Raw genomic sequence first — 25,012 nt, 5'->3', positions numbered from 1 at the left:
TGTCAGGTTGTTGAAAGTTTAATCGCTGGCGCGGCGGCGAACAGGCGGGGGTTTTGTTGCCCGCGGACGGCAGGAAACAGCCCTCCGTACGGACCGTCAGCGGGACGGTCCACCGTTGTCGTTTTATCGATCCGTGATAAAAGTTTACTGCTGCAACACTTCAGCAAATTTTGCCAGCCATTGCGGATGCGCGGGCCATGCAGGGGCGGTGACGAGGTTGCCGTCGACATGCGCCTGATCGATACCGATTTCAGCATAATGCCCGCCGCTGAGCCGTACTTCCGGCGCGCAGGCCGGGTAGGCGCTACAGGTCCGGCCTTTGAGTATGCCAGCGGCGGCCAGAAGCTGCGGGCCGTGGCAGACGGCGGCGATGGGTTTGTGTGCAGCATCGAAGGCCTGAACCAGTTTGAGCACCTCGTCATTCAAGCGCAGATATTCCGGCGCTCGACCGCCGGGGATCAGCAGGGCGTCATAATCCTGTGCTTTTACTGCGGCAAAATCGGCGTTGAGGACAAAGCGGTGTCCGGGTTTCTCGCTATAGGTCTGGGCACCGTCAAAATCATGGATCGCCGTCATGATATAGTCGCCTTTGCTCTTGTCCGGGCAAACCGCGTCAACCTGATGGCCAATCATCTGCAACGCCTGAAACGGCACCATGGTTTCGTAATCTTCGGCATAATCGCCGACCAGCATCAGAATTTTCTTGCTCATCTTGATTGTTCCTCAGGGAATAAAGATGCCTAAGGTATAGCCCAGTGGCAGAGGGAATGCGAACCGCAAGTGGCGTTGTGGACACTGATTCTGCGGTGTTTTCACCTTTCGCTTGCTTTTGGGAGAGCACACAGGTTTTGCCAGAGCCGACTTTCGTCGACGATAAGTGATTGCCGACCTGTGGCTGTGGGCAGGGCAAAGAAATACTGCAATGTCTGGCCGATTCAGTAATTATACTGGCGAGAAATTGTACTCCCATATCGCGAGCCGATGCTTAATGGTGCCGCCCGTTAACACCGGATCTTCAGGCTGAAATCTGTCATCGGTGTAGGCATTATTGACGATGATCTGGCCATTTTATATTGCTGCCCGGCCTCGTCAGGACAATAATCGCCCCTATGGATGTTTCCTCACTGAATACGGGTCGCCATGATCATAAAAATCGTTTGTCTGAGCCTTCTTTGCATCATCCTGCTCTCCCTTGGCGTCAGCCTGGCCCAGGCGATGCATCAGCGGGAGCTGCGTTCGCAGGACGGCTGGTGGTCCGCCCGCCGTGACTCTGCGGGTCTGGCGCCCGATCCCCACCAGAACGTCCGCCTGGCTATCGTGCAGGTCTATGCTGCGCCCACCTGGGGATGGAAAGGCGTGGTGGCGGTGCATCCCTGGATCATCTATAAACGCGCCGGTGAAACGGAGTATAACCGCTACGAAGTGATTAGCTGGGGAGGCGGGGATAAGGTGCGCCATAATAGCAACCCTCCGGACGGCTACTGGTTCGGCGCGAAACCACGTTTGCTGGTGGAGCACCGGGGAGCAGAGGCCGAAGCCATGATCCCGCAGATTGTCGCGGCAATTGCCTCCTATCCGTGGCCGGATACCTACCACGCGTGGCCGGGTCCTAACAGTAACACTTTCATTGCCCATATTGGGCGCGAGGTGCCCGCCCTTAAACTGGATCTGCCCGCCAACGCGGTGGGGAAAGATTTTCGCTCGCTGCTGGATCCGATTGGCTTACCGCCATCCGGGCGCGGAGTGCAGGTGTCGGTGCTCGGTATCGCCGGCGTAACGCTGGGGGCTGAAGAGGGATTTGAACTTAACATGCTGGGGCTGAACGTCGGCCTGGATTTCACGCCGCTACGTATCCGTCTGCCGTTTATTGGCGGCCTGGGCCATGATAATTTGCACAATGACACCGCGGAACACTCGCGATAAATGACGCCGATGCCTTCCCCGTTGGCATCGGTTAATAGCCAGACGCCTGGATGAAGGGGCCGAGCCGCAGGCTATGGTTATGGATTAAGGTCTTGACCCCGGCGTCGCCATCTTCGGCATCTCCTGTACAGGGCTTCGGCGACCTCCTGCCGTTAAGCAACCGGGGTTTATATCCTCGCACATCCCCCCTCCACGTGGATAGAAAGGTTGATATTGGCATCTTTATTGTTATGTTATAACATAACAATAAAGCGCTGCAGTCATGCTTAGCGGCCCGAAACGAGTGGGCCAACGACCAATAAAGTACGAGGAGATGAAAGGCAATGTCCGAAACCAGCGTAGCAAGTCAGGGCGATAAGCGCCTTCCGGTGACCGTTCTGTCCGGGTTTTTGGGGGCGGGGAAAACGACCCTGCTCAACCATATTCTGCACAACCGGGAGGGCAGGCGCGTTGCGGTTATCGTCAATGATATGTCGGAGGTCAATATCGATGCCGTTCTGGTCCGGGAAGGGGGAGCTGAACTTTCACGTACCGATGAGAAACTGGTTGAAATGAGTAACGGCTGTATCTGCTGCACGCTGCGGGAAGATCTCCTGCTGGAAGTCCATCGCCTGGCGAAAGAAGGGCGTTTTGATCAGCTGGTTATCGAGTCTACCGGGATTTCTGAACCGCTTCCGGTTGCTGAAACCTTTACCTTCGCCGGCGATGACGGGCAAAGTCTTTCAACCGTGGCGCGTCTTGACACCATGGTTACCGTCGTGGATGCGTTCAATTTTCTGCAAGACTATGACTCCGCGGATAGCCTCCAGTCACGCGGAGAATCACTGGGCGAAGGCGATGAGCGCAGCGTGGTCGATCTGCTCATTGACCAGATTGAATTCTGTGATGTGCTGGTCCTGAACAAAGTCGATCTGATCAGCGACGAGCAAAAAGAAAAGCTGATGGCTATTTTGCGCTCGTTAAATCCTCGGGCAAAACTGGTGGTCTCCCGGTTTGGTCAGGTAGCGCTGGATAAGGTGCTGAATACCGGGCTGTTTGATTTCGATCATGCCGCTCAGGCGCCAGGCTGGCTGAAGGAACTGCGCGGCGAGCATACGCCGGAAACGGAGGAGTATGGGATTAGCAGCTTTGTTTTTCGCGCCCGCCGGCCTTTCCATCCGGCCCGTTTCTGCGAGGTAATGGCGCATGAACTGGCCGGCGTGGTCAGATCGAAAGGGTATTTCTGGTTGGCAAGTCGTGCGGAATTTGCCGGTTGCTGGTCACAGGCGGGGGGCGTGGCGCGTCAGGAGCTGGGGGGAATGTGGTGGGCAAGTGTCCCCAGAGAACGCTGGCCTGAGGATGCGGAGTCGCTGAAGTTCATCCTCGCAAACTGGATGGATGGCGTTGGCGATGCCCGGCAGGAACTGGTGTTTATCGGAATGAATATGGATGAAGCAGCGCTGCGCGCCAGGCTGGCGTCCGCCCTGCTAACGGACGAAGAAATGGCGGAAGGGCCGCGCGGCTGGCGTCACTATCCCGACCCGCTTGAGCCCTGGTTTACCGCGTGAACGACCGGGAACGGGGGGCAGTTTATCGCCCTCTGGCGATGCGCATTAGCAGTCCTGGATTCGCCCGTTCGCCAGCCAGCGTCCAGCCATGCGCCGTACATATTTCCTGGCAAATCGACAGACCCAAGCCGGCGCCATGATCCCGCCGGTGCGCTCCGCGCCAAAAGCGGGTAAACAGCAGCGGAAGTTCTTCCGCAGCAGCTCCGGGCCCCCGGTCTCTGACGCAGATGCTGTCCGCACTGAGGGTGATGCTTATCACCGAGCCGCTCGGGGCGTGTTGAATGGCGTTTTCTATCAGATTTTTCAGGAGTGTGAACAGGGCGCCACGGTCCGCACGCCATATCAATCGCGCCGGGGGACCCTCTATTGAGAGTTGGATCTGCGATTCGTCCGCGATCCTCCCAAGGAACGCCACAACATCACGGACGCTTTCCGCCACATCGACATCTGAGTAATGGTAGCTCAGGGGCTCGCTGGCTTCCGCCAGTAACAAAAGCTGCTGAACATGGCGCGTCAGGTGTTCGACCTGAGCCAGCAGCGGCGCCCGAATATCAGGGCCCACCTCCATCAGATCGAGCTCGGCGCGTATCAGCGCCAGAGGGGTTTTCAGCTCATGGGCCGCCTGGGCAAGAAAATCCTGCTGAATTCTGAATCCCTTTTCAATACGGTCGAGCGCAGCATTGAAGTTGTTGATAAGCGGGGCGATCTCAAGCGGGATCCGATCGCTCTGCAGCCTATCGCCCAGCGATTTCGGGGAGAGCTCGGCGGCGGCGAGGGATGCTTTCCTGAGCGGTCTGAGGGAATATTTGAGACTGAAGTATGCGCAGACAGTAAATATAAATAACAGGATCGCACCAAATGCCAGGATGCCGAAGCTGATGAACGGGATGGCGAACTCCTGATGCAGGAAGTCAACGATGCGCGAGCTTACCGTCAGCTGGACGAACCAGCTTTTCCCGCCATGTTCGATGCGTTCGGTGGCGCCATTTTGTACGACGCCGTTATTTTCAACAGAGAAGCGTCCTTTCTCCAGCCGGCTGCTCATGCCGTCCCGGGGCCAGCTTTTTGCTCCGGGAGACATCAGCGCCACATTTCCGTCTTCATCCAGCACGCGCCAGGCTGTCTCCTGGGATAGGCTGTCGTAGATCCATAGCGGATGCTCACTGCTATTATGGAAACCGACAGGGCGTCCTGCACCGTCGAACGCCAGCAGCCGCGCCAGACTGAGCGTACGCTCGGGCATGGCCATGCCCGGCAGGCGCTCTTGCGCAATGGCGCCGAGCAAGACCAGCAGGCCGAAGCTCAGCAGCGCGCCAGCAACGTAGGCCAGCAAGATCCGAAACGCCAGGCTACGGAGCCACGTCGGTGGGGTGAAGCGCATAGCCCTGACCTCTGATATTGACGATCTGCAGACCGGAACCGATCGCCTTAAGTTTACGGCGGAGGCGATGCAGAGCGACGTCCAGCGCGTTAGGCGTTACCGATTCGGTCAATCCCCAGCCGGCGGCTTCCAGGGCGCTACGGCGGACGATCCCGCCTTGCTTGCGCACCAGCGCCAGCATGATCTGCACTTCGGCCGGCGCGAGCAGGATACTTTCGACGCCGCAGCGAAGCGTGCCGGCGTCCGGGACAAGCTGCACGTCACCGTGCTCTGGTTGCAGCGGTTGGCTCAGGGACGGGCGGCGCAGCAGCGCCCGGACGCGTGCGACCAGCTCCGCCATGGCAAACGGCTTTGGCAGGTAGTCATCCGCGCCGGCTTCCAGGCCTTCCACCCGGTCGTGCAGCGCGTCTCTGGCGGTAAGTATCAGGCACGGGATGGTCACTCCGGCCTGGCGCATTCTCTGCAATAAATGCACGCCGTCCCCGTCAGGCAGGCCGCGATCCAGCACCAGCCCCTGATAGGAGACCAGTTGCATCGCCTGCCATGTGAACTCGCCGCGATCCACTACGTCCGCCGCAATACCGGCGTTGGCTAATCCCTTACATATGAGTCTGGCCAGATGCTCATGATCTTCGACTAAAAGGATTCTGCCCATTAAAAGTGATAGAGATATCCAAGGAAAACGCGGTTTTCGGTTGAACGGTCCACTAACGGACTGTCCGTGACGGCGGCGGCCAGATGTCTGGCCCGGATGTCAAACATCAGCGAATGGCGCTCATTGAACCGGTAGACGCCCAGCAGGCCAACTTCGGTATTGATGCCAGATTCGCCGCGGTAGGCTGGGCGTCCGTTTCTGACCTCATCCGCCCGCACGCCATAATAGTAGTCAACATACCTGTGGTCATGCCACAACGCGCCGATACGAGGCGTGAGGGTAAAACGTTCCCCCGGTTGCCACGATCGTTCCAGATTCAGGCTGAAACGTTGTCCATCGCTGTTGCCAGCCACATCGTGCGTCCAGTCCGCGCTGATGTTCGCCAGGCTGGTCTGCCACTCTACCTTTGCGCCAGCCCAGAGACCACTTTTGCGCTTCGCCATGCCTTCCAGCGCCCATGAATCATCGGCCTCATAGCCGGCCCCCCCCAGCGGGCAAGGAGGCGGACATTGATCCTGTTCGTCGCGCTGAACTGCAGGCCCGGCAGTTTAGCCTCGAGGGTGGTTCCGAAGAAGCGGACGTACCTGTTTTCGATATGCAGCAAGGGAAGTACGCTGGTATCGCGATCAACACCGGTATACGGCTTCTGCAAATTGACGACGCCCAGGCCAAGACCCCAGGTGGTTTTTTCTGAACTTGCCTCGTCGGCGAGGACGGTAGGGGAGGCGAATACTAGCCCGCCGGCGAGAGCGGCGGCCATCAACCGCGTAACAGTCGGTTGACCGGCGAGAAACAGGGGGGGAAAGCCCATGGTTATATTCCTGATGAGGGTATTGAATGTCCCCATCATCAGAAGAGCTCCCTTACTCGTTTCTTACTGAGCATGAATTAGTTTTCACGTGACCTCTGACGGCCTTTTTCAGGTCACGGGGTCGGGATGTCTGGATAGCGTCGCATCCCCGCGCCGATCGATTTCGCAGCAGGTCAAACCGCCGATGGAGACGCTCATCCTCCTGACATCACCTCGGAAACCGGCATTACAACTGGAACGATGCCAGGCATGAGGCTGGTTTCTGGCGTCTTCGCGAAGCTCTTATACTTTTCAGTGAAATATTGGGCTAACGTCCGAAGGACCTTCGTTTGTCTGGCCGGCAGCATAACTACCAAAACATAATATTCGCGTAGCATGAAAATGGATTTCAACGCGGCGGAACAGAGGGATTCTATGGGGATTACGCAGAGGAAAGTATGGAGAAATCACACCTTTCAATAGCCTGCAGACGATTGCTAATGTCTGCGGAATAAAGAATGGTGCGTCCGAGTGGACTCGAACCACCGACCCCCACCATGTCAAGGTGGTGCTCTAACCAACTGAGCTACGGACGCATTATGGTGCGTTTAATTGGACTCGAACCAACGACCCCCACCATGTCAAGGTGGTGCTCTAACCAACTGAGCTATAAACGCATTATGGTGCGTTCAATTGGACTCGAACCAACGACCCCCACCATGTCAAGGTGGTGCTCTAACCAACTGAGCTATGAACGCAATGTTGTGGTGACAACGGGGACGCATATTAGCGATCGGGAGGGGTTGTGGCAAGAGGCAAACGCCACTTTTCTTTCAGATCTCACGCGATTGCGGAAGTTTTATGCATATTGTCTATATTTTACTGATGGTAAAGGATATTTCTTATCCACCCACCCTGTTGCGCGCGCCGCTCACGGGCCACGCGGCGCGCTGAAATTCTCAGCGACGGGGTAAGGGGAAGCGCAGACGGTGGTATTTATCGCGGTAAGAACGGCTTGCGCGTGGCGTCAGCGCCTGCGCAATGGAGAAAAACCGGGGGTTATTTAAAAATAAGCCGCAGGGTAAAAAGCGCGCAGAGGATCAGCAGGATCAGTATGAGCTCAAAACGGTAGCGCCGCAGCATGGTCCTCTCCTGAAAAAAAACGGCGCTGAAGCAGCGCCGATTTATGATTAACTCAACTTCGCGCAAGCATTACGCTGCCGGCTGTGCAGCCGGTTTAGCGGCCTGATGTTTGGTTGTTTTGTGGTGTTTTTTGGCTGCCTGAGCTTTCTGCGCTACCGGTTTTGTGGCGGGTTTAGTCGCCGCTTTATGGTGTTTTTTAGCGGCCTGGGCTTTCTGCGCGGCGGCCGGTTTTACAGCCGCTTTCTTGTGCTTTTTCGCCGCCTGAGCTTTCTGCTCTGCAGCGGGTTTAGCGGCGGCTTTATGGTGTTTCTTGTGATGGGTGGTTTTGGCAGCGGTGCTGTGAGTGGCAGCAGCCGGAGCCGGAGTGGTGCTTGCCGCGTCAGCAGCGAAAGCAACAGAAGACAGACCCATAGCAGCGGCAACGACCAGAGCTAATACTTTTTTCATTCTGATATCCTCGAAAATGTTTCTTCAGTGTGAACCCCACTGCGGGGCTGTTGAAACCTACTATAGGCTTCTCTTTTCGCGGCTTCAGTGAGCGTTTGGTATCGGCAGGTAACGGAATGTACAACGGTTGTGGCGGGAGAGAAAGTATAAGAATCTCCGCTAACAGGAAGGCGTTAGCGGAGGTTGCTATGTCGTTTAGCCGCGGGTCGTTTGCGCAAGCGTCGTCAGCAGCTCCTGGCGGGTCATGCGCACACAATAGGCGGGTCTGCCGCGTTCAAAACGCCATCCTTCGGACAGGGGGCCGGCATCAACCGCGTCAAAACCAAACGCCTCATACAGCGCGGCGGCGATGTTTTTGCCTTCTTCATCATCGCCTGCCAGCGGTAGCGCGCGGCGATTTTCCGCACCGGCGGGTAGGCCATCGCTTTCGAGTTGCGTCATTGGGATGGCGTTAAACGCTTTGGTAACTCTGGCTGCGGGCAAGATATGTGCTAATAATTCACTGGTGGTGGTTTGCCCGGCATCGAGCCGGGAGATCTCGCCATCGCGCTCGGGGTAGTAATTTACCGCATCAATGACATGTTTATTGTTAATACCGGCGACCGGCAACGCATTCACCGCGCTGAGTGGCACGGCGATCACCACCACCTCGCCAAATTCGGCGGCATCGTTGGCGCTGCCAATCTGACAACCGATCATTGGACGCAGACTGAAAAGCGTCTGCGGCCCCCGTGAGTTACTGAGCATGACGTCATGCCCGGCCTGCAGCGCAAGTTTCGCGATAGACCGCCCGACAAAACCGGCGCCAATAATTCCAATCTTCATTTTTCACTCCTGACGAATTGTCCCGCTGAGTGAATAAATTTAATTCCCTCATCATAGAAGATAAATCGTAAGATGGTTGAATGATAAACAACTAAAATGAGTGAATTATGGATCAGCTCACCAGCATGAAGGTGTTCGTCAAGGCCGCAGAAGCGGGCTCATTTGCTGCGGTTGCTGAACAGATGCGGCTATCGCCGCAGATGGTCGCCCGTCACGTGGCCGCGCTTGAGGCACACCTCGGGACCGCATTGATCGCCCGCACCACGCGACGGCAGACGCTCACCGATATCGGCCGGAGCTACTATGAGCGCTGTCGGGTGGTGCTGGCCGAGGTCGCCGAGGCGGATGCGGTGGCGCTGGAGATGAAAGCGACCCCTGCGGGTATCATCCGGGTCAATGCGCCGGTTACCTTCGGTTCCCATGCGCTATCGACATTTATCGCCGATTATCTCGCCCGTTATCCCGATGTTGAGGTCGAGCTGACGCTCAGCGATCGTATCGTGGACCCGATTGAAGAAGAGTTTGAGGTGATTATTCGCATCGGTGAACTGGCCGATAGCTCGATGGTCGCATGGCCGCTGCTCCCTTACCGCTTAATTACCTGCGCCTCTCCCGACTATATTTTGCGCCACGGTGAACCGCAATCGCCGGACGACCTTCAGCGGCACTCCTGCCTGGTCTACGGTCACTGGTCGGCCATCAACGCCTGCCGCTGGCAATTCGACAAAGACGGCTCGACGCTGGAGGTCAAACCCGCCGGGCGCTTCCGTTCAAATGACTGGAAAGCGTTGATGAATGCCGCTATCGCCGGGCATGGCATCACCCTGGGGCCGGAGGAGGTGCTGAGAGGCGAAGTTGAACAGGGGAGGCTGGTGCAGGTCTTAGCGGAATTCTCCGGGCCTTCGCGTCCGATGCATGTCCTCGTCCCCGCCGGGCGCAGAAGGACGACGAAAATAAAATGTTTTGTGGAGGCGCTAAGAAAAGCGCTAGGCCCGCGTTGAATCAACATCAACCGGAGTAAGGGCCCCCCGTCAATGGGGTGCCGTATAGGGCATCAACGCGCCGCGCGCTGCAAAATCACGTTTGAGGGCTGACGCTGCAGGAAGCGCATACGCAGCATCATCATAATCGCCGCCGAGGTTAAACCGATAATAAACCCGCACCAGAAGCCTGCCGGACCCATGCGCGGGACGATAATATCGGTTAAAGCCAGCAGGTAGCCGCTGGGCAGCCCCAGTACCCAGTAAGCGGTGAAGGTGATAAAGAAGATCGAACGCGTATCTTTATAACCACGCAGGATCCCGCTACCAATAACCTGCACGGAGTCGGAAATCTGATACACCGCCGCCAGCAGCATCAGCTGGGAAGCCAGCAGCACGACTTCCGGGTTGTCGTTATACAGCAGGGCAATCTGTTCACGCATCAGGATGGTGAAAATCGCCGTGATCACCGCCATACAGACGCCGACGCCCACTCCGGTTCTGGCCGAAACCTGCGCATCCAGGGTGGAGCCCTGGCCGAGGCGGAAACCGACGCGGATGGTGACCGCCGCCGCCAGCGACAGTGGTAAAACGAACATCAGCGAACTGAAGTTAAGGGCGATCTGGTGGCCGGCAACATCGACAATACCCAGCGGAGAAACCAGCAGCGCGACAACGGCAAACAGGGTCACTTCGAAAAACAGCGCCAGCGCAATCGGCAGTCCGAGCTGAACCAGGCGTTTCAGGACGCTAAAATCCGGTTTGCTGAACCCCTCGCTGCTGCGAATATCGCGCATCGAACGGGCGCGGCGCACCCAAGCGATCATGCTGATAAACATTACCCAGTATACGGACGCCGTCGCCACGCCGCAGCCAATGCCGCCCAGTTCCGGCATGCCAAAGTGACCATAGATAAAGATATAGTTCACCGGAATATTCACAACCAGGCCGATAAAACCCATGACCATCCCCGGCTTGGTTTTCGCCAGACCTTCGCACTGGTTACGCGCGACCTGGAAGAAAAGATAGCCCGGCGCGCCCCACAGCAGCGCCCGCAGATAGCCCACGGCTTTTTCCGCCAGCGCCAGGTCGATATTATGCATCGAACTGATGATATAGCCGGCATTCCACAGCACCACCATCACCAGCAGGGAGACGAACCCCGCCAGCCAGAACCCCTGACGCACCTGATGGGCAATACGATCGCGGCGCCCGGAGCCGTTCAGCTGGGCGATAACCGGGGTCAGGGCCAGCAGCAGGCCGTGGCCAAAGAGAATGGCGGGCAGCCAGATAGAGGTGCCAATGGCCACGGCCGCCATGTCGGTGGCGCTATAGCCTCCCGCCATTACGGTATCGACAAAGCCCATTGATGTTTGGGCGACCTGAGCAAGGATCACCGGAATTGCCAGGGCTAATAACTGACGCGCTTCAATAAAATACTTCTGCACGTGAACACCTTTTATATTGTTGTTATTTTGCGACTAAAAAAGCCGCCTTAGATGGCAGCAAGAAGAAAGAGCAGAGGGATTTGCCAGACTATTGTAGCGAGGATACGCCATTAAGCCAGTGAAAAAATGGTAGGGGCACGATGCGCGCTGGCAACCTTTTTTACCAGCTGTTATTGTTCCAGGCAGGTATAACGGTAATGATACCGTCACGAAAGTCTACAGGAGCAAAGCATGTTTACTGGCATTGTGCAGGGGACCGCTAAAGTGGTGTCCATTGATGAAAAACCCAATTTTCGCACCCATGTGGTGGAGCTGCCGGAGCATATGCTCGCAGGCCTCGAAACCGGGGCATCGGTGGCGCACAATGGCTGTTGTCTGACGGTTACCGAAATTGACGGACCGCGCATCAGTTTTGATCTGATGAAAGAGACGCTGCGTATTACTAACCTCGGTGCGGTGCAGGAAGGCGACGTGGTCAACGTGGAGCGCGCGGCCAAGTTCAGCGATGAAATCGGTGGGCACCTGATGTCCGGGCATATTATGACCACCGCGGAAGTCGTCAAGATCCTGACCTCGGAAAATAACCGGCAGATCTGGTTTAAGGTCCAGGATCCGACCCTGATGAAATATATTCTGTATAAAGGCTTTATTGGCGTCGACGGAATTAGCCTGACGGTAGGTGAAGTCACTCCGACGCGTTTCTGCGTACATCTGATCCCGGAAACGCTCCAGCGCACGACGCTGGGGGCGAAAAAACTCGGCGACCGGGTGAATATCGAGATCGACCCGCAGACTCAGGCGGTGGTGGATACCGTCGAGCGGGTGCTGGCGGCGAAAGAAGCGGCGCAAAAAATCAGCGAAGAGTAACGCAGAATTAACGGCAGCATAGCAGCATAAAAGAAAAATCCCCCGTATTACCGGGGGATTTTTTTACCGAGCGACGCGGAGTCCATTTTCGGCGCCGCGGGAAAAGACCACCTGCCAGAGCTGAATATCCCGCGCACGAAAAGCGCCTGCGCAGGCATTCAGGTAGTAACTGAACATGCGTTTAAAACGTTCCGAGTAGTTATCGGCGATTTCCGGCCAGCTGGCCAGAAAACGCTCATACCAGGCCATCAGCGTCGTGTCGTAATCGGCCCCGATGTTGTGCCAGTCCTCCATCACGAAATGCGATTCGCTGGCCTGCGCAATCTGGCGCACCGACGGTAAGCAGCCGTTAGGGAAGATATATTTATTAATCCATGGATCGACGTTGTGGTCCGTTTTTTTCGAACCAATGGTGTGCAGTAAGAAACGGCCATCGGCGCTCAGGTTGCGGTCGACCACCGAAAAGTAGGTGTCATAGTTTTTAGGGCCGACGTGTTCAAACATCCCGACGGAAACAATACGGTCAAAACTATCATCTAAGTCGCGATAGTCCTGCAGCAAAATAGTGACGTCTAGCCCTTCGCAGCGCTGTTGCGCCATTTTTTGCTGTTCTGCAGAAATGGTGACGCCGACCACGCTAACCTGGTAATTTTTGGCCATGTAATAAGCCAGGCCGCCCCAGCCGCAGCCAATATCCAGCACCCGCATGCCTGGCTCCAGCTCCAGCTTGCGGCAAATAAGATCGAGTTTTGCCTGCTGAGCTTGTTCCAGCGTTTGCGCATCTTTCCAGTAAGCACAGGAATATTGCATATAGGGGTCGAGCATGCGGCTGAAAAGATCGTTGCCAAGATCGTAGTGCTCTTTGCCGACGATCCACGCACGTTTTTTACTTTGTAGATTGAACAGGCGTGCGCTCGCGATACGCAGCGTGTCTTTCAGATGGTGAGGAAGCTGACTTTCCAGTCCGGCGCGAAGCACTTTATGGAAGAATATATCCAGCCGTTCGCAATCCCACCAGCCGTCCATATAACTTTCACCTAACCCCAGAGACCCTTCCTGTAAAACACGTTTAAAAAAGAGCGGGTTTTTAATCCGGAGATCGGAGGGGGCGGGCCCATTAATTTCAATGCCCGCGCGACCGAGCAACTCGGCTGCAATTCGGTACCAGTCGTCGTTTGGTACGCTTACTTCTTCTATACACGATGAACTCATAGCTTCTCCATCACGCCCAAGTGATCAGAACCTTAAAACAGCGTAGACGCTTTTTTGGCTTTGTGAGAAATCTCACGGAATATCCGTGAAGCTGCTATCCGACGTAGAACAGAGGAAGGGTGATAACCCTTGCCGAAAGGCCTTCCATGGTGAAACGGGATGCATCCTGCCCCCGTTAAGTGCAATAAACTTTCTATTTATGTGATGCCGGATCCAGTATAGGCCGCTAATATCGGGCTTTCAATAAAAATATATTAGCAGGCTAATTACTGTACGATAACATCAGTGAAATAATTCTATGCATGCGACGACTCCGTCGTCAGGCAGGCGGTATGACGCTGCATGAGGTATCCAATCCCGGCCAGCGCAATCGAGACCAGCATCACGCTGGTGGTGGTCAGCAGCGGAGTGGCGATCAGCGCGGAAACCAGCAAACTGGTCAGGAAGCACAGGCCGAGCTGCAGGGTGTTCTGCAGCGCCGCGGCGCGGCCGGTGGCCTGCGGGAACGGCTTCAGCGCTTGGGCGACGACGATCGGGTAAATACCGCCGTTAACAATCGCCATGACGCAGAAGGGCACCATCAACGCAACAATTGATACATCCGCCAGTCGGCCAACCAGCCAGGTGGCCGCGACGCTGACGGCGAAAATCACCAGCAGCCACGGGAGCAGCTGATTTCCCTGCCATTTTTGTAGCGCCGCGCGACAGCCATAGCCGCCAACTAAAAAGGCGATGGTCTGCGGGACATAGCTCAGGCCAATGGCGGTGGGGCCATAGCCCATCTCGTGCAGAATAAACGGTGAGCCGGTCAGCCAGGCGAAAAAGCTGGCGGAGCAGGCGGCGTAAATCAGTACATTACCGCTGTACTCGCGGGAGCGCAGCAGGGCAAGGAAGGGCAGCTTTTGCGCAGTGGCGCCGGGCTGCCTGTTCGCCGGTTTAAGCCGCAGGGCCGGCAGCATCAGCAGCACCGCGATAGCGAACAGGGTGGCGAAAATCGCCTGCCATTCGAGGTGCGTGAGTAACCAGCTGCCGAGCAGCGGCGCCAGCGCCGGAGATAAGCCCACCAGCGGCATAATGGTGGCAAAAATGCGGTTAGTGCGCTGGGCAGGGTAATAGTCGGTCACCATCGCCTGCCAGGTCACCGCCGCCGCGCAGACGCCGATGGCCTGAATAAAGCGCAGGACCAGCATCAGCGTGGCGTCACGCACCCACAGCATCCCGAGGCAGCTGATAGCGAAAATCGCCAGCCCGGACAGCAGAACCGGTTTGCGGCCGTAGCGGTCGGAAACCGGCCCCCAGAACAGCTGGCCGTGGGCGAAGCCGGCGAGGAATAAGCTCAAGCTGGCGCTCACCGATGCCGCTGAGGTATTCAGATCTTGTTGAATAGCTGAAAAAGCCGGCAGGTACATATCGGTGGCGAGGAAACCCAGCACGCTGAGTCCCGCCAGCCACACTAAAAATCCTTTCCCAGGTTGTTGCATAACATTCTCTTATAGATGCGGTCTGATGCCGCAGAGTGTAGGGAGTGCATAATGGCTTGTGAAACGCTAATATTTGCTACATGCATTCAAAAATTTTGCAGGCAGAATATGTGGTCCGAATACTCACTCGAAGTCGTTGATGCTGTTGCCCGCAACGGTAGCTTTAGCGCAGCGGCGCAGGAGCTGCATCGCGTACCTTCAGCAGTCAGCTACACCGTACGCCAGCTCGAAGAGTGGCTGAAGGTTCCCCTTTTCGAACGTCGCCATCGCGATGTTGAACTCACCCCGGCCGGGATCTGGTTTTTACAGGAAGGGCGTTCTGTTATCAAAAAAATGCAGATCACCCGCCAGCAGTGTCAGCAGATTGCCAACGGCTGGCGCGGGCAGCTGTCGATCGCCGTCGATGACATTGTTAAACCGGCGCGTATGCGGCAGATGATCGTCGATTTTTATCGCCACTTTCCCGATGTCGAACTGATTGTTTTTCAGGAGGTGTTTAACGGCGTCTGGGACGCGCTGGCCGACGGACGCGTGGAACTGGCGATTGGTGCGACCCGCTCGATTCCGGTGGGCGGGCGCTACGCCTTTCGCGATATGGGGATGCTAAGCTGGCACTGCGTGGTGGCGAGCCATCATCCGCTGGCGCAGATGACGGGCCCGTTGAGCGATGATATGTTGCGCAACTGGCCGTCGCTGGTGAGGGAAGATACCTCCCGCTCGTTGCCGAAACGCACAACCTGGCTACTGGACAATCAGAAAAGGGTGGTGGTACCCGACTGGGAATCGTCGGCGACCTGCCTGTCGGCGGGACTCTGCGTCGGGATGGTGCCGACGCACTTTGCCCGTCCGTGGATCGACCGCGGCGAATGGACCGCGCTGGCGCTGGAAAATCCGTTCCCGGACGCGGCGTGCTGCCTGACCTGGCAGCAAAGCGATACTTCGCCGGCGCTCGCGTGGCTGCTGGATTATCTGGGCGACAGTGAAACGTTGAACCGCGAGTGGCTGCGGGCGCCGGAGTAACCGGCGCCGTGGGGAAGGTTAGCGGCGGTAGTCGACGAACGGGCCGTCAACGACCGAGCGGCGTTCCACCAGACGCGGGTGAACCTCGATCGACTGCGACTCTTCGCGCTTGTTGACGATACGATCCATCAGCATGTTGAAGGCGGCTTCGCCGAGAGAATCTTTCGGCTGATGAATGGTGGTCAATGCCGGGCTGAAATAGCGGGCGTTGCGCACGTTATCATACCCGATCAGCGAAATATCCTGCGGCACGCGCAGGCCCATTTCGTCCGCCGCGCAGATGGCGCCCATCGCCATGATGTCGCCGCCGCAGAATACCGCCGTCGGACGGTGCTGCTGGCTGAGGATCTGCTGCATCGCCCGGTAGCCGGATTCCGGTTCGAAATCTCCCTGAACAATCCAGCTTTCCGGAACGGAAATCTGCGCTTCTTTCATGGCTTGCATAAAGCCGGCCAGCCGTCCGGCACCGGTATTACGCTCCAGCGGGCCGGGGATCACGCCAATTTCACGGTGGCCGCGTTCGACCAGGTAGCGGCCAGCCATATAGCCGCCCTCGAAGGCGTTATCGATGACCGAATCGGTAAAGTCGGCCTTCGCTTCACCCCAGTCCATCACCACCATCGGAATGTGGCGGTACTCTTCCAGCATGCTCAATACCGATTCCGGGTATTCCGAGCACATCACCAGCAGGCCGTCGACGCGCTTTTGCGCCATCATCGACAGGTAGGCCTGCTGCTTTTCAAGATCGTTCCACGCATTGCCCAGAATCAGGGTATAGCCTTTCTGGAAGCAGCTTTTCTCTACGGCTTCGATAATCTCAGCGAAATAGGCCGCTTCGCTGCTGGTGGCCAGCAGGCCGATAGATTTGGTGTGATTAACCTTCAGACTGCGCGCAACCGCACTGGGGGAGTAGTGCAGCTCTTTGATCGCCGCCCAGACCGCGTTGCGGGTTTCTTCAGCAACGAAGCGGGTTTTGTTAATCACATGTGAAACTGTTGTAGTGGAAACGTTTGCGCGCTTCGCTACATCTTTAATTGTTGCCATTACTTCTCACTCCAGACCTTGACCTGATCGTCTGATTATCGGTACGTAAACGTTTGCCTATACACACCCTGAGTACAATGTTCAACATTGCATCACGTCGGGAAAACGACACAGAACGACAGGAAGGGGTCAATGGCCGATACGCTTTCAAATTAGCGTGGGATTTTGTCCGATCTTGCGGCAAAGGGGAAGAGCAAAAATGTGCATCACCCTAAATCTCAGAAGATTTTTACGCTATATTGTGCAAAAATGAGCAAGCTCACTTTTCATGTGGGGATAACAGGGGGAAAAATTGATGGATACAGATTTGAAGTTTTCGCTGACCACAACGATTATTGTTCTGGGTCTCATTGTTGCCGCCGGGCTGACGGCGGTACTGCACTGATTTTGCCGGGGGAGAGCGCTCTTTCCCCCAACGTCCCGCCATTATTATCAATTTTGCAAAAATCTTTTGCCATTCCGTTTACTTTTGTTTTTCTGTGATTGATGTCATGCTTTTGACTTCTGATGAGATGCCGTCGCTGAGGACGGTCTGCTGGAGTCATTGAATGAAAATCAACTTTCCCCTGTTAGCGCTGGCGATCGGCGCGTTTGGTATTGGTACGACGGAGTTTTCCCCGATGGGGCTGCTGCCGGTCATTGCCAAAGGTGTCGACGTCTCTATTCCGGCTGCGGGAATGCTGATCAGCGCGTATGCGATTGGCGTGATGGTCGGCGCGCCGCTGATGACCTTACTGCTCTCCCATCGCGCGCGCAGAAATGCGCTGATTTTCCTGATGGCGATCTTTACTCTCGGCAACGTCCTCTCCTCAATGGCGCCGGATTACACGACCTTGCTGATCTCGCGCATTATCACCAGCCTTAATCACGGCGCTTTCTTTGGCCTGGGGTCGGTGGTTGCGGCGAGCGTAGTGCCAAAACACAAGCAGGCCAGCGCGGTGGCGACGATGTTTATGGGGTTGACCATCGCCAATATTGGCGGCGTTCCGGCGGCAACCTGGCTGGGTGAAACCATCGGCTGGCGGATGTCGTTTCTCGCTACCGCGGGCCTCGGTCTGGTGGCGATGGCCAGCCTGTGGTTCTCTCTGCCAAAAGGCAGCGCCGGCGAGCGGCCGAATGTTAAACAGGAGCTCACCGTGCTGATGCGTCCGCAGGTGCTTTCCGCGCTGCTGACCACGGTGCTGGGGGCCGGGGCCATGTTTACCCTCTATACCTATATTTCGCCGGTGCTGCATACCATTACGCATGCGTCGCCGCTGTTCGTCACCGCGATGCTGGTGCTGATTGGCGTCGGCTTCTCGCTGGGCAACTACCTGGGCGGTAAGTTTGCCGACCGTTCCGTTTCCGGCACGCTGAAAGGCTTTCTGCTGCTGCTGATGGTTATCATGCTGGCGATTCCGCTGCTGGCGCAAACCCAGGTGGGGGCGGCGATTAGCATGGTGGTGTGGGGAGCGGCGACCTTTGCCGTGGTACCGCCGCTGCAAATGCGCGTGATGCGCGTCGCTCATGAAGCGCCGGGGCTCTCTTCTTCGGTGAATATCGGGGCGTTTAACCTCGGCAATGCGCTGGGCGCGGCTGCCGGTGGGGCGGTGATTTCCGGTGGGCTGGGCTATGCCTTTGTCCCGGTGATGGGGGCGATTATTGCCGGCGTGGCGCTGCTGCTGGTGCTGTTCGGCGGCCGCTCGCAGCCTGAAGAGGCGTTTGCCGGGCAGTAACCGGGGATACGCAGAAGGGGCAACCCTTCTGCGTAGGCGATTTATGCCGCCAGATTGGCCGCCACAAACGTCCAGTTTACCAGCGCCCAGAAGTGCGCCAGATACTCTGGGCGGGCGTTACGGTAGTCGATGTAATAAGCGTGTTCCCAGACATCCACGGTCAGCAGCGGCGTAGCCTCGCCAGTCAGCGGCGTGCCCGCATTGCTGGTGGAGACAATACTCAGGCTGCCATCGGCATTTTTTACCAGCCATGTCCAGCCGGCGCCAAAGTTCTTCGCTGCCGCATCGCTAAATTGCGCTTTGAAATCGGCAAAGCTGCCGAAAGATTTGGCAATGGCTGCCGCCAGTTCACCTTCCGGCTCACCGCCGGCATTCGGCGCTAGGCAGTTCCAGTAAAACGTGTGGTTCCAGACCTGAGCGGCGTTGTTAAAGACGCCACCTTCTGAAGTACGCACGATCTGTTCTAAAGATTGGCCTTCAAACGCGGTGCCTTTGATCAGGTTATTGAGGTTAGTGACATAGGCCTGGTGATGTTTACCATAGTGGTATTCCAGGGTTTCGGCGGAAATGTGCGGCGCGAGGGCGTCTTTTGCATATGGTAATGCAGGTAATTCGAACGACATTGTTACTCTCCTTATAACTTCTTGTTTTCTTCTCACATTTAAAGGATGTATGACCATCCGGATACAGCGTGTACTGCGCTTCGCCGCGGCGAGTGCGACAGCTTTTTATTGTGACAAGGATGCTAACACTTGCCGATGGTAGTGAAAAGCCTTACTCCGATAAAGGTTATATTGAACAGGTCAGATGGAGGAAACCAGAGGCAGGTCGCGCTGGAAGGAAGGGCATCTGCGGCGCGTACATCGCTTAACGGCGGTGAAATATAGCTTTTTTTCAGGAGCGGTCTGTTTTGCCGGCGGCGGGTTCGCGCCAGATAGCCTGCCGCAGGCGCGGCAGGAGAGGCTTAGCGAATGGTTTTCGGCGTCATCACGCGGCGGGCGCCGACATAGTGGCGAACCCAGTAATCTTCGCTTAACGAGGTTATCTGAATATCGCGACCGGTGCGCGGCGACTGAATAAATTTGCCGTTGCCGACGTAGACGCCAACGTGGTCAGCGGTGCCGCGGCCACGGGTGCGAAAGAAGACGAGATCGCCGCTTTGCAGTTCGCCGCGATCCACCGGGCGGGCATCGCGCAGGTGATACATTTCATTAGCCGTGCGCGGGATGCGAATTTTCACCAGATCTTTATAGGCGTAGTACACCAGGCCGCTGCAATCGAAGCCGGTTCGCGGCGAGGTTCCGCCCCAGCGATACGGTTTGCCAATCTGATCCATCAGCTTCGACATCGCCGTGCTCTGCGCTTTTTGCACGCGGGCCTTATGCGCATCCGCCAGCGTCAGCGGCTGTTCTTCGGTCACGGTAACGGTTTTACAGCGCTTTTTGTATCCTTTACGCGCCACGCACTGCGTCTGGACGCTGGCCATCACCTGGGCCGACTCGGCGCCCGATTTGAGCGGCTTCGCACACTGCTTTTTATAGCCTTTACGCAGGACGCATTTTTTCGTACCGCCGGCGGCCTGACGGTTCAGCGCCGTTTGGCTGGATGCGGTCGTGCGGGTGGGGTGTCGGGTGCGGGAGGCCGTAGCGGCTTGTTTACTTGAGGTTTTGGCTGTGGATTTTGTTTTCTGACCGCTGGCTTTCTTTTTACGTTCGGTGGTGCCTTTCGCCTGATGTCCTTTTGGCGTAGCGGAGGTGTGCGTATGCCCTGAAGCATGCGCCAGTGGTGTAAATGAGATAGATGCAAACAGTAATGCACAGAGCGATATCGCGATTTTGTTTAGCCGCGCCACTGAGCAATCCCCTGATTAATGACAGATATGTGGCCATACCTGACGGTGAATGACAAAACCCAACGATTCTAAAGCATAAAAACCCGGAAAGTTAATACTCTTTTGTATCTAAAGTGTATGCATTTTTTTCTTTTTTAGATTCAATGGGTTATATTATTTAGTTCAAAATCATTCAAAATAAATTCATTACCCTATTTCTATTCTGTTCCACTCCCGCCCCCGGTCATCACGATATTTAGCAGTCATGATGCCTGATTTATGCCCCAGCAACTGTTGTGCGAAACTATCACCTGCCTGTTTTCCATACAGCCTTGCTGACAGGCTACGCAACTCGTGAAAGCTTGGTGGCTCACCAGAGAAATTAAGCCCTGATAGATCACGGGCTTTCCTGAAATTACCTGATACCGTTGCCGGTGTCAGCTTTTTTCCCGTGGATGATGAGATGATGGTTTTTCCATCTGACAGTTTACGGCACTTCTGCAGCACCCCCTCCAGAGATATGCTCAGCTCATCAATTTTCAGCTCTACTGGTATCGCCAGTTTGGCCCCGGTCTTTTTCTGCTCAACGTACAGATAGCCTTCCTGAATATCCTCCCACCTCATAGCACACAAATCACTGACGCGCTGCCCGGTAAGCAACGCCAAATCCATTGCCAGATTCACCCATGTCGAGAGTGTTCCTGCAGCTTGGTGAAGCTTCCGGTATTCTTCCACCGTCAGTCGAGCACGTTTTACCTCAAATTTAGCGGTTCTCGTGGCTGTAACGGGGTTAACCGTAATATGACCTTCCGCTATGGCTTCTCTAAAAATATCGCTGAGAGTCGACCTAATCAGCTTTGCCATTGCGTGTTTTCCTTCGGTTGCGTAATCATTAAGAACCATGGCTATTTGTTTAGTGGTTATTTCTGCTATAGGAATGTCCTGCATTCGCTCTTTTATTGACCTTAGTTTGCTGGCGTAATCTATAAGCGTTTTGGGTTTCAGTCCGCGAGAGGTGATTATTTTCTCGTAACGTTCCAGCCATGAATGAAAAGTAACTGAATCTTCCTGGTTTATTCTTGCACTAAGAGGGATGTGCCCGGCATCTCCAAGCAGTTCGATATTTGCCTGAATAGCCTCACTGACAGCAAGCCGGCGGTCCCTGCCAAGGCCATATTCTTTTCCGTCCCGCGGATCGCGATAACTGTAATAGCCACCGTTTCTGACGTACAGATTAGGGGGTAAATCTCTTCTCTCATGGTTTCTTTTTCTTCCCACTAGTCATTCTCCGCAACAGACTGCTGGTTGATGACTGAGATGGATCAACCTTAATAGCAGTTTCCTGAAATAAATACTCCACACCGTCTTTTTTCGGCGCAGGATAAATCTTGCTTTCTCTAACCCATCGGCGAACGGTCTCAAGGCTGCGTGGTCGTGGCTGCCGAGCATTCCATTCTTTTAAGGTAATAAGAGCCATAGGTAACCTCAGGGCCGGGAAACTATAATCAGTGTCCCGGCTTAATGTTGATTATTGGAAATCAGTGTTTCTGACAAATTGTTTGAACTCGATTAGCCTGCTTGGGAATCCTGGAGGGCACGCTGTAACGTGAGCTTTGCATCTTCCCAGTCTTCATTCATTAGTGCTTTTTCAATAGCGCGATATAGGTCATTAGCATCGCACTCCCACGATTCCGCCTCGCTTTCAAAGTCGGTGCTGTTTTCCAGCTCATATTCAAGCTGGCCGATTTCGTCCTTAAATTCACAGCGCACCTCTTCTATCACTTCATTGCGCAGTCGGTCCTTCAGCGCATCAATCACCTCTTCAATCGGAAGTTGCCCCAGCATCTGCTCAGGGTCGGCGTTTGAGTATTTAAGAATTAGCGCCTGGCACATGGCGCGCCTCCTTATGCGCTTCCGCATCATATTTTCTACCCTGATACCACCCACGCAGCAGCCAGCGACGAATAGTACGCATAGCCTTTGCATCACCACGTACTGGCTCAGGGAAGCCACCGTATTTCACAGTCTTAGGCCCATGCTTTCGCTCTGACTGCATCATTCCGCACTCAATGATTTCATCGCGGTAGAAGGCCATCCACTGCTTGCGATTACAGACAGGGCAAGGCATGTCACCACCATTCGTCAGCATGCCATCTTCGTATGCGTCGCAATCCCACAGGTAGCCATCACAGCAAAGACTGTCCGGGTAATGCGCACCAAATTCATAACCTTGATATCCGCAGCTCATAAAGTCCCCTCCGTCGCGTCCTGATAGCCTTCAGGAACAAGGAAATTGAATACGCCGTGTGGCCGCAGGCCAGTATGGAAAAAGCTCAATCGCCCCTTCATGGGTACGAATCGCAGCGGCTTCGCGTAGTTCAATTGAATTCCGACCGGGCCGAAAAACCACGGCGAGTCACTGATTCTGGTGGTGCCGTCGATACGGACAACTCCAACGATGCCGCCCAGCTGGAAGTTGTTGGCGGAAGGCATCATAAGCGCCACCTCTCGGCCGTTCGTCCTCTCCAGAATGCTACGAGCTTCTTTCACCTCGGCCACAGTAGGCCGTTTGCTGGAGGCGTGAATAAGAACCGGCCCGCGGTATTTTGTATCCCAATTTCGGTTCTCAATATCTTTGTAGCCGTTGACGATAAGCCATGCCCACGGCTGGCGTATAGAGAGAGCTTTCATTATTCCACCGCCATTTATGAGAAGAAGTTTCCGGTTCTTGAGAAGGGGCGGTATGCCGCTTTTTTGGGGACCTTCTTCGCTTCATTCGCTCGCCGCCGTGATACATCGGCAATACTTTCATTTTTTCTTACGAAATTTCTGTAGCAGTCAGAACCTGCGCAGAAATAAGCGGGATATTTTTTATATTTACCAATCATGAAGGTAATGGAATTATCTTCAGTGAGTGGCTTGGAACAGCATTTACAGCATTTCATGTCTTTATCTCCATTTAATGCCGATGCGTTAATTAAGGGTGTGAAAGTCCCTGCCGGGTAAGGCATTAAATAATTCGGTGTTTAAGTAATTAAAAAGAAACTTCAGTGTTTATTTTATATTGAGCTGTAAGCAGGTCAGCATCGACGGAAATTAAATCTCCGTACATGTCATAATTTAAAACGACGTCCCGAAAGTTCAGGTCTGACAGTGCTTCTGCGCGGCCGCAGAACATGCTGTCTTCTGCGTGCCTTTCTTTCTCGTAAATACCCTTCATTGACGCCATAGCCTGGCACCACATTTCCCCATCACCAATAAAGTAAGCGATGGCGAGTTTGCTTTGAGATGCCTGTACAAGTGGGCTGTGCAGAAAATTAACCATTGAACACCCCCGCAACGTGCAGAATTTTTATTCACACTGCTGACCAGATAACAATCATGGCGGCCAGCACGATAACCAGTGAACGAATGCCGTTTCTGCTCATTTGCCACCCCAGCACGCAAAACTAACTACGACGACTGCAACCAGAAACGGGATAACTTTGCTCCAGAACTGGCGCTATGCTGGTCTTTCTTCTTCTCTAATCATCTCCTTACCCTCATTCGAAGTTAATCTGAACAGGCTTTACAATGCGACGCCGGGTGCCTCCCGGTGACAGTAGCCAGTTAACAACGACTGCCGGCGCTTCTTTTCCACCCCACCCGGGATAACAAGGTGGTATTTCTTTAACTGTGCCGCGTGCGCATAGCCGCATTCACCGCATTGCAAAGCCTGTTGTTTGTGCCTGTCTTTTCACCACTTCAGGCTCGGTGGTATGCTGGAGTTCTCACACAACCAGCAAGGAAACTTAATGGACCATTTTTATATTCACGTTCGCCTATTTGAAGCTACAGCCGAACAGGCCAAAAAATTTGAAGAATTAATGCTTAACTTCCATTACCAAAAAACAACCAAGGATAGCGACGGTGACTACAGGTTGATTCCAGAGGGCTATATTCTTAAAAGCACAATGGATTGTGATAATATTGTTAAGCAAACTTTCTCTATTGCTAATAGTGCTGGTGTTGATGCAAACATCTTTGTCTGTAAATTTGAGCAAAGCGCCTGCTTACTTCCATCAGCTGCTTTAGTTGGCAACGATTTCATTCACCGCGATCTGACTCCTAAGCCTTTCAAGCTCGATTCTTAACGCCTTAACCATCGTGTCGTGATAAACGCGGTCCACGCCGTCTCCCTTACATGGAAGGGGGGTAATTATGTGGGTAGCGACGTTAATACTGGTTTGCTGGCCTTTACCTTTCTGAGCACAATCACATTGAGATGAAGATGCTGCCGGAGAGGCGTAAAGCTCAACGAAAGCTTCTTTCACCTGACGGGCCTGCTCCTTGGCGGGCTCTTTTTTGGCGCCACTCTCCCCAAGCCCCGATATAACAGTGATTTTATCTGCCAGGCACTGCGCTGCGATTTCCTGAACCTTCAGGGGGAGATCTTTGAACTCCATACGTCACCTCGTTTAGTTGTCCCTTAAGGCCGGGTAGCCGAACGTTTCATCGACCAACCACCGTGCATTGATAGTGGTGTTTGGATGGGGTAACTATGCGATAGAGAATAATTTCAGTCAATAGGGATTTGATAAAAATATTCTCCAGGGTTTTGTTGGTGGGGTTCGCAAGGGAATTATTTTTTCTGGAATAGTATGTTTCAGGATGTATACTGTTTGAATATACAGTGCTGGTCAATTTTGATGATGATGTGTGGA

General features: G+C 54.9%; 29 protein-coding genes and 3 tRNA genes. 8 read left to right on the top strand and 24 right to left on the bottom strand.

What is annotated here, in order from left to right:
• Positions 1–144 precede the first annotated feature (144 nt).
• On the bottom strand, positions 145–711 hold the full coding sequence (locus tag ACI2JR_RS03225; RefSeq protein WP_462477867.1) for a DJ-1/PfpI family protein: 567 nt from the start codon (positions 709–711) through the stop codon (positions 145–147).
• 429 nt (positions 712–1,140) lie between these two features.
• On the opposite strand from ACI2JR_RS03225, the gene ACI2JR_RS03220 reads away from it, so the two are divergent.
• Both ACI2JR_RS03220 and zigA read left to right on the top strand, forming a co-directional pair.
• Positions 1,141–1,923 (top strand): DUF3750 domain-containing protein, encoded by a 783-nt coding sequence (locus ACI2JR_RS03220; protein WP_462477866.1) that lies wholly within the window; start codon positions 1,141–1,143, stop codon positions 1,921–1,923.
• A gap of 323 nt (positions 1,924–2,246) precedes the next feature.
• A complete protein-coding gene (zigA, locus tag ACI2JR_RS03215; protein WP_462477865.1) occupies positions 2,247–3,470 on the top strand; it encodes a zinc metallochaperone GTPase ZigA in 1,224 nt (407 codons plus the stop codon).
• Between the two features lie 22 nt (positions 3,471–3,492).
• Here zigA and ACI2JR_RS03210 read toward each other — a convergent pair whose 3' ends face one another.
• From ACI2JR_RS03210 to ACI2JR_RS03170, 9 genes are all read right to left on the bottom strand, one after another.
• Positions 3,493–4,851 carry a sensor histidine kinase gene (locus ACI2JR_RS03210; RefSeq protein ID WP_462477864.1) on the bottom strand — a complete coding sequence of 453 codons (1,359 nt, stop codon included), beginning with the start codon at positions 4,849–4,851 and terminating at the stop codon, positions 3,493–3,495.
• Entirely contained in the window at positions 4,820–5,506 is a 687-nt protein-coding gene (locus ACI2JR_RS03205; RefSeq protein WP_462477863.1) for a response regulator transcription factor, read from the bottom strand. Before ACI2JR_RS03205 ends, ACI2JR_RS03210 begins: the two co-directional genes overlap by 32 nt.
• Positions 5,506–5,949: a MipA/OmpV family protein gene (locus ACI2JR_RS03200; RefSeq protein WP_462477862.1), complete on the bottom strand. Its 444-nt coding sequence runs from the start codon at positions 5,947–5,949 to the stop codon at positions 5,506–5,508. The genes ACI2JR_RS03205 and ACI2JR_RS03200 overlap by 1 nt, the downstream gene beginning before the upstream one ends.
• Positions 5,907–6,356 carry a hypothetical protein gene (locus ACI2JR_RS03195; protein WP_462477861.1) on the bottom strand — a complete coding sequence of 150 codons (450 nt, stop codon included), beginning with the start codon at positions 6,354–6,356 and terminating at the stop codon, positions 5,907–5,909. The genes ACI2JR_RS03200 and ACI2JR_RS03195 overlap by 43 nt, the downstream gene beginning before the upstream one ends.
• Before the next feature lie 459 nt (positions 6,357–6,815).
• Positions 6,816–6,892: transfer RNA gene (locus tag ACI2JR_RS03190), tRNA-Val, on the bottom strand.
• A gap of 4 nt (positions 6,893–6,896) precedes the next feature.
• Positions 6,897–6,973 (bottom strand) — tRNA-Val (locus tag ACI2JR_RS03185).
• A gap of 4 nt (positions 6,974–6,977) precedes the next feature.
• Positions 6,978–7,054: transfer RNA gene (locus ACI2JR_RS03180), tRNA-Val, on the bottom strand.
• Positions 7,055–7,508: 454 nt separating this feature from the next.
• Positions 7,509–7,886, bottom strand: coding sequence for an acid resistance repetitive basic protein Asr (gene asr, locus ACI2JR_RS03175; protein ID WP_462477860.1), 378 nt, complete (start codon positions 7,884–7,886; stop codon positions 7,509–7,511).
• A 195-nt stretch (positions 7,887–8,081) separates the two neighbouring features.
• Positions 8,082–8,711, bottom strand: a complete 630-nt coding sequence (locus ACI2JR_RS03170; RefSeq protein WP_132730768.1) for an NADPH-dependent F420 reductase — start codon at positions 8,709–8,711, stop codon at positions 8,082–8,084.
• A 107-nt stretch (positions 8,712–8,818) separates the two neighbouring features.
• On the opposite strand from ACI2JR_RS03170, the gene ACI2JR_RS03165 reads away from it, so the two are divergent.
• A complete protein-coding gene (locus tag ACI2JR_RS03165; RefSeq protein ID WP_132730769.1) occupies positions 8,819–9,712 on the top strand; it encodes a LysR family transcriptional regulator in 894 nt (297 codons plus the stop codon).
• A 53-nt stretch (positions 9,713–9,765) separates the two neighbouring features.
• On the opposite strand, the gene mdtK is transcribed toward ACI2JR_RS03165, so the two are convergent.
• Positions 9,766–11,139, bottom strand: a complete 1,374-nt coding sequence (gene mdtK, locus ACI2JR_RS03160; protein ID WP_462477859.1) for an MdtK family multidrug efflux MATE transporter — start codon at positions 11,137–11,139, stop codon at positions 9,766–9,768.
• A 231-nt stretch (positions 11,140–11,370) separates the two neighbouring features.
• On the opposite strand from mdtK, the gene ACI2JR_RS03155 reads away from it, so the two are divergent.
• A complete protein-coding gene (locus ACI2JR_RS03155) occupies positions 11,371–12,006 on the top strand; it encodes a riboflavin synthase subunit alpha (RefSeq protein ID WP_132730771.1) in 636 nt (211 codons plus the stop codon).
• A 63-nt stretch (positions 12,007–12,069) separates the two neighbouring features.
• Here the strand turns inward: ACI2JR_RS03155 and cfa are convergent, their stop codons facing one another.
• Positions 12,070–13,218 carry a cyclopropane fatty acyl phospholipid synthase gene (gene cfa / locus ACI2JR_RS03150; protein WP_132730772.1) on the bottom strand — a complete coding sequence of 383 codons (1,149 nt, stop codon included), beginning with the start codon at positions 13,216–13,218 and terminating at the stop codon, positions 12,070–12,072.
• Positions 13,219–13,514: 296 nt separating this feature from the next.
• Positions 13,515–14,699: a purine nucleoside transporter PunC gene (punC, locus tag ACI2JR_RS03145; RefSeq protein ID WP_462477858.1), complete on the bottom strand. Its 1,185-nt coding sequence runs from the start codon at positions 14,697–14,699 to the stop codon at positions 13,515–13,517.
• Between the two features lie 108 nt (positions 14,700–14,807).
• Here punC and punR point away from each other — a divergent pair, with 108 nt between their 5' ends.
• The gene (gene punR / locus ACI2JR_RS03140) at positions 14,808–15,719 is read left to right on the top strand and encodes a DNA-binding transcriptional activator PunR (RefSeq protein WP_462477857.1); all 912 of its coding nucleotides are present in this window, start codon (positions 14,808–14,810) and stop codon (positions 15,717–15,719) included.
• Positions 15,720–15,737: 18 nt separating this feature from the next.
• Here punR and purR read toward each other — a convergent pair whose 3' ends face one another.
• A complete protein-coding gene (purR, locus tag ACI2JR_RS03135; protein ID WP_132730775.1) occupies positions 15,738–16,763 on the bottom strand; it encodes an HTH-type transcriptional repressor PurR in 1,026 nt (341 codons plus the stop codon).
• A gap of 295 nt (positions 16,764–17,058) precedes the next feature.
• Between purR and ACI2JR_RS03130 the strand changes: the two genes are divergently transcribed.
• Together ACI2JR_RS03130 and ACI2JR_RS03125 are read left to right on the top strand one after the other, a co-directional pair.
• Complete coding sequence (locus tag ACI2JR_RS03130) at positions 17,059–17,148, top strand: cytochrome bd-I oxidase subunit CydH (protein WP_004862736.1); 90 nt, start codon at positions 17,059–17,061, stop codon at positions 17,146–17,148.
• A 163-nt stretch (positions 17,149–17,311) separates the two neighbouring features.
• A complete protein-coding gene (locus tag ACI2JR_RS03125; protein ID WP_132730776.1) occupies positions 17,312–18,478 on the top strand; it encodes an MFS transporter in 1,167 nt (388 codons plus the stop codon).
• 41 nt (positions 18,479–18,519) lie between these two features.
• On the opposite strand, the gene sodB is transcribed toward ACI2JR_RS03125, so the two are convergent.
• The 9 genes from sodB to ACI2JR_RS03080 all read right to left on the bottom strand — a co-directional run bounded on the left by sodB (position 18,520) and on the right by ACI2JR_RS03080 (position 23,634).
• Positions 18,520–19,101, bottom strand: a complete 582-nt coding sequence (gene sodB / locus ACI2JR_RS03120) for a superoxide dismutase [Fe] (protein WP_462477856.1) — start codon at positions 19,099–19,101, stop codon at positions 18,520–18,522.
• A gap of 341 nt (positions 19,102–19,442) precedes the next feature.
• Entirely contained in the window at positions 19,443–20,330 is an 888-nt protein-coding gene (locus tag ACI2JR_RS03115; RefSeq protein WP_462477855.1) for a C40 family peptidase, read from the bottom strand.
• A gap of 186 nt (positions 20,331–20,516) precedes the next feature.
• A complete protein-coding gene (locus tag ACI2JR_RS03110; RefSeq protein WP_462477854.1) occupies positions 20,517–21,587 on the bottom strand; it encodes a tyrosine-type recombinase/integrase in 1,071 nt (356 codons plus the stop codon).
• Positions 21,565–21,786 carry an excisionase gene (locus tag ACI2JR_RS03105; RefSeq protein WP_076946716.1) on the bottom strand — a complete coding sequence of 74 codons (222 nt, stop codon included), beginning with the start codon at positions 21,784–21,786 and terminating at the stop codon, positions 21,565–21,567. Before ACI2JR_RS03105 ends, ACI2JR_RS03110 begins: the two co-directional genes overlap by 23 nt.
• A 92-nt stretch (positions 21,787–21,878) precedes the next feature.
• The gene (locus ACI2JR_RS03100) at positions 21,879–22,202 is read right to left on the bottom strand and encodes a hypothetical protein (RefSeq protein ID WP_462477853.1); all 324 of its coding nucleotides are present in this window, start codon (positions 22,200–22,202) and stop codon (positions 21,879–21,881) included.
• The gene (locus ACI2JR_RS03095; protein ID WP_462477852.1) at positions 22,180–22,557 is read right to left on the bottom strand and encodes a hypothetical protein; all 378 of its coding nucleotides are present in this window, start codon (positions 22,555–22,557) and stop codon (positions 22,180–22,182) included. Before ACI2JR_RS03095 ends, ACI2JR_RS03100 begins: the two co-directional genes overlap by 23 nt.
• Complete coding sequence (locus ACI2JR_RS03090; protein WP_462477851.1) at positions 22,554–23,000, bottom strand: ASCH domain-containing protein; 447 nt, start codon at positions 22,998–23,000, stop codon at positions 22,554–22,556. Before ACI2JR_RS03090 ends, ACI2JR_RS03095 begins: the two co-directional genes overlap by 4 nt.
• Before the next feature lie 14 nt (positions 23,001–23,014).
• A complete protein-coding gene (locus ACI2JR_RS03085) occupies positions 23,015–23,320 on the bottom strand; it encodes a hypothetical protein (protein WP_462477850.1) in 306 nt (101 codons plus the stop codon).
• 23 nt (positions 23,321–23,343) lie between these two features.
• Positions 23,344–23,634 (bottom strand): hypothetical protein, encoded by a 291-nt coding sequence (locus ACI2JR_RS03080; RefSeq protein ID WP_462477849.1) that lies wholly within the window; start codon positions 23,632–23,634, stop codon positions 23,344–23,346.
• A gap of 469 nt (positions 23,635–24,103) precedes the next feature.
• Here ACI2JR_RS03080 and ACI2JR_RS03075 point away from each other — a divergent pair, with 469 nt between their 5' ends.
• The gene (locus tag ACI2JR_RS03075; protein WP_462477927.1) at positions 24,104–24,442 is read left to right on the top strand and encodes a hypothetical protein; all 339 of its coding nucleotides are present in this window, start codon (positions 24,104–24,106) and stop codon (positions 24,440–24,442) included.
• On the opposite strand, the gene ACI2JR_RS03070 is transcribed toward ACI2JR_RS03075, so the two are convergent.
• The gene (locus ACI2JR_RS03070; protein WP_462477848.1) at positions 24,380–24,754 is read right to left on the bottom strand and encodes a hypothetical protein; all 375 of its coding nucleotides are present in this window, start codon (positions 24,752–24,754) and stop codon (positions 24,380–24,382) included. The two genes, ACI2JR_RS03075 and ACI2JR_RS03070, sit on opposite strands and share 63 nt — an antisense overlap.
• Positions 24,755–25,012 lie beyond the last annotated feature (258 nt).

The organism is Klebsiella sp. NPDC088457 (assembly GCF_044900465.1).
Classification (GTDB): Bacteria; Pseudomonadota; Gammaproteobacteria; order Enterobacterales; family Enterobacteriaceae; genus Klebsiella.
This window is presented reverse-complemented; position numbering and strand designations above follow the sequence as displayed.

What these genes read in the sequence shown, in the direction of transcription:
- ACI2JR_RS03225 (WP_462477867.1), bottom strand. Translation starts at nt 711, where the DNA reads ATGAGCAAGAAAATTCTGATGCTGGTCGGCGATTATGCCGAAGATTAC.
- ACI2JR_RS03220 (WP_462477866.1), top strand. Translation starts at nt 1,141, where the DNA reads ATGATCATAAAAATCGTTTGTCTGAGCCTTCTTTGCATCATCCTGCTC.
- zigA (WP_462477865.1), top strand. Translation starts at nt 2,247, where the DNA reads ATGTCCGAAACCAGCGTAGCAAGTCAGGGCGATAAGCGCCTTCCGGTG.
- ACI2JR_RS03210 (WP_462477864.1), bottom strand. Translation starts at nt 4,851, where the DNA reads ATGCGCTTCACCCCACCGACGTGGCTCCGTAGCCTGGCGTTTCGGATC.
- ACI2JR_RS03205 (WP_462477863.1), bottom strand. Translation starts at nt 5,506, where the DNA reads ATGGGCAGAATCCTTTTAGTCGAAGATCATGAGCATCTGGCCAGACTC.
- ACI2JR_RS03200 (WP_462477862.1), bottom strand. Translation starts at nt 5,949, where the DNA reads ATGGCGAAGCGCAAAAGTGGTCTCTGGGCTGGCGCAAAGGTAGAGTGG.
- ACI2JR_RS03195 (WP_462477861.1), bottom strand. Translation starts at nt 6,356, where the DNA reads ATGATGGGGACATTCAATACCCTCATCAGGAATATAACCATGGGCTTT.
- asr (WP_462477860.1), bottom strand. Translation starts at nt 7,886, where the DNA reads ATGAAAAAAGTATTAGCTCTGGTCGTTGCCGCTGCTATGGGTCTGTCT.
- ACI2JR_RS03170 (WP_132730768.1), bottom strand. Translation starts at nt 8,711, where the DNA reads ATGAAGATTGGAATTATTGGCGCCGGTTTTGTCGGGCGGTCTATCGCG.
- ACI2JR_RS03165 (WP_132730769.1), top strand. Translation starts at nt 8,819, where the DNA reads ATGGATCAGCTCACCAGCATGAAGGTGTTCGTCAAGGCCGCAGAAGCG.
- ACI2JR_RS03155 (WP_132730771.1), top strand. Translation starts at nt 11,371, where the DNA reads ATGTTTACTGGCATTGTGCAGGGGACCGCTAAAGTGGTGTCCATTGAT.
- cfa (WP_132730772.1), bottom strand. Translation starts at nt 13,218, where the DNA reads ATGAGTTCATCGTGTATAGAAGAAGTAAGCGTACCAAACGACGACTGG.
- punC (WP_462477858.1), bottom strand. Translation starts at nt 14,699, where the DNA reads ATGCAACAACCTGGGAAAGGATTTTTAGTGTGGCTGGCGGGACTCAGC.
- punR (WP_462477857.1), top strand. Translation starts at nt 14,808, where the DNA reads ATGTGGTCCGAATACTCACTCGAAGTCGTTGATGCTGTTGCCCGCAAC.
- purR (WP_132730775.1), bottom strand. Translation starts at nt 16,763, where the DNA reads ATGGCAACAATTAAAGATGTAGCGAAGCGCGCAAACGTTTCCACTACA.
- ACI2JR_RS03130 (WP_004862736.1), top strand. Translation starts at nt 17,059, where the DNA reads ATGGATACAGATTTGAAGTTTTCGCTGACCACAACGATTATTGTTCTG.
- ACI2JR_RS03125 (WP_132730776.1), top strand. Translation starts at nt 17,312, where the DNA reads ATGAAAATCAACTTTCCCCTGTTAGCGCTGGCGATCGGCGCGTTTGGT.
- sodB (WP_462477856.1), bottom strand. Translation starts at nt 19,101, where the DNA reads ATGTCGTTCGAATTACCTGCATTACCATATGCAAAAGACGCCCTCGCG.
- ACI2JR_RS03105 (WP_076946716.1), bottom strand. Translation starts at nt 21,786, where the DNA reads ATGGCTCTTATTACCTTAAAAGAATGGAATGCTCGGCAGCCACGACCA.
- ACI2JR_RS03100 (WP_462477853.1), bottom strand. Translation starts at nt 22,202, where the DNA reads ATGTGCCAGGCGCTAATTCTTAAATACTCAAACGCCGACCCTGAGCAG.
- ACI2JR_RS03095 (WP_462477852.1), bottom strand. Translation starts at nt 22,557, where the DNA reads ATGAGCTGCGGATATCAAGGTTATGAATTTGGTGCGCATTACCCGGAC.
- ACI2JR_RS03090 (WP_462477851.1), bottom strand. Translation starts at nt 23,000, where the DNA reads ATGAAAGCTCTCTCTATACGCCAGCCGTGGGCATGGCTTATCGTCAAC.
- ACI2JR_RS03085 (WP_462477850.1), bottom strand. Translation starts at nt 23,320, where the DNA reads ATGCCTTACCCGGCAGGGACTTTCACACCCTTAATTAACGCATCGGCA.
- ACI2JR_RS03080 (WP_462477849.1), bottom strand. Translation starts at nt 23,634, where the DNA reads ATGGTTAATTTTCTGCACAGCCCACTTGTACAGGCATCTCAAAGCAAA.
- ACI2JR_RS03075 (WP_462477927.1), top strand. Translation starts at nt 24,104, where the DNA reads ATGGACCATTTTTATATTCACGTTCGCCTATTTGAAGCTACAGCCGAA.
- ACI2JR_RS03070 (WP_462477848.1), bottom strand. Translation starts at nt 24,754, where the DNA reads ATGGAGTTCAAAGATCTCCCCCTGAAGGTTCAGGAAATCGCAGCGCAG.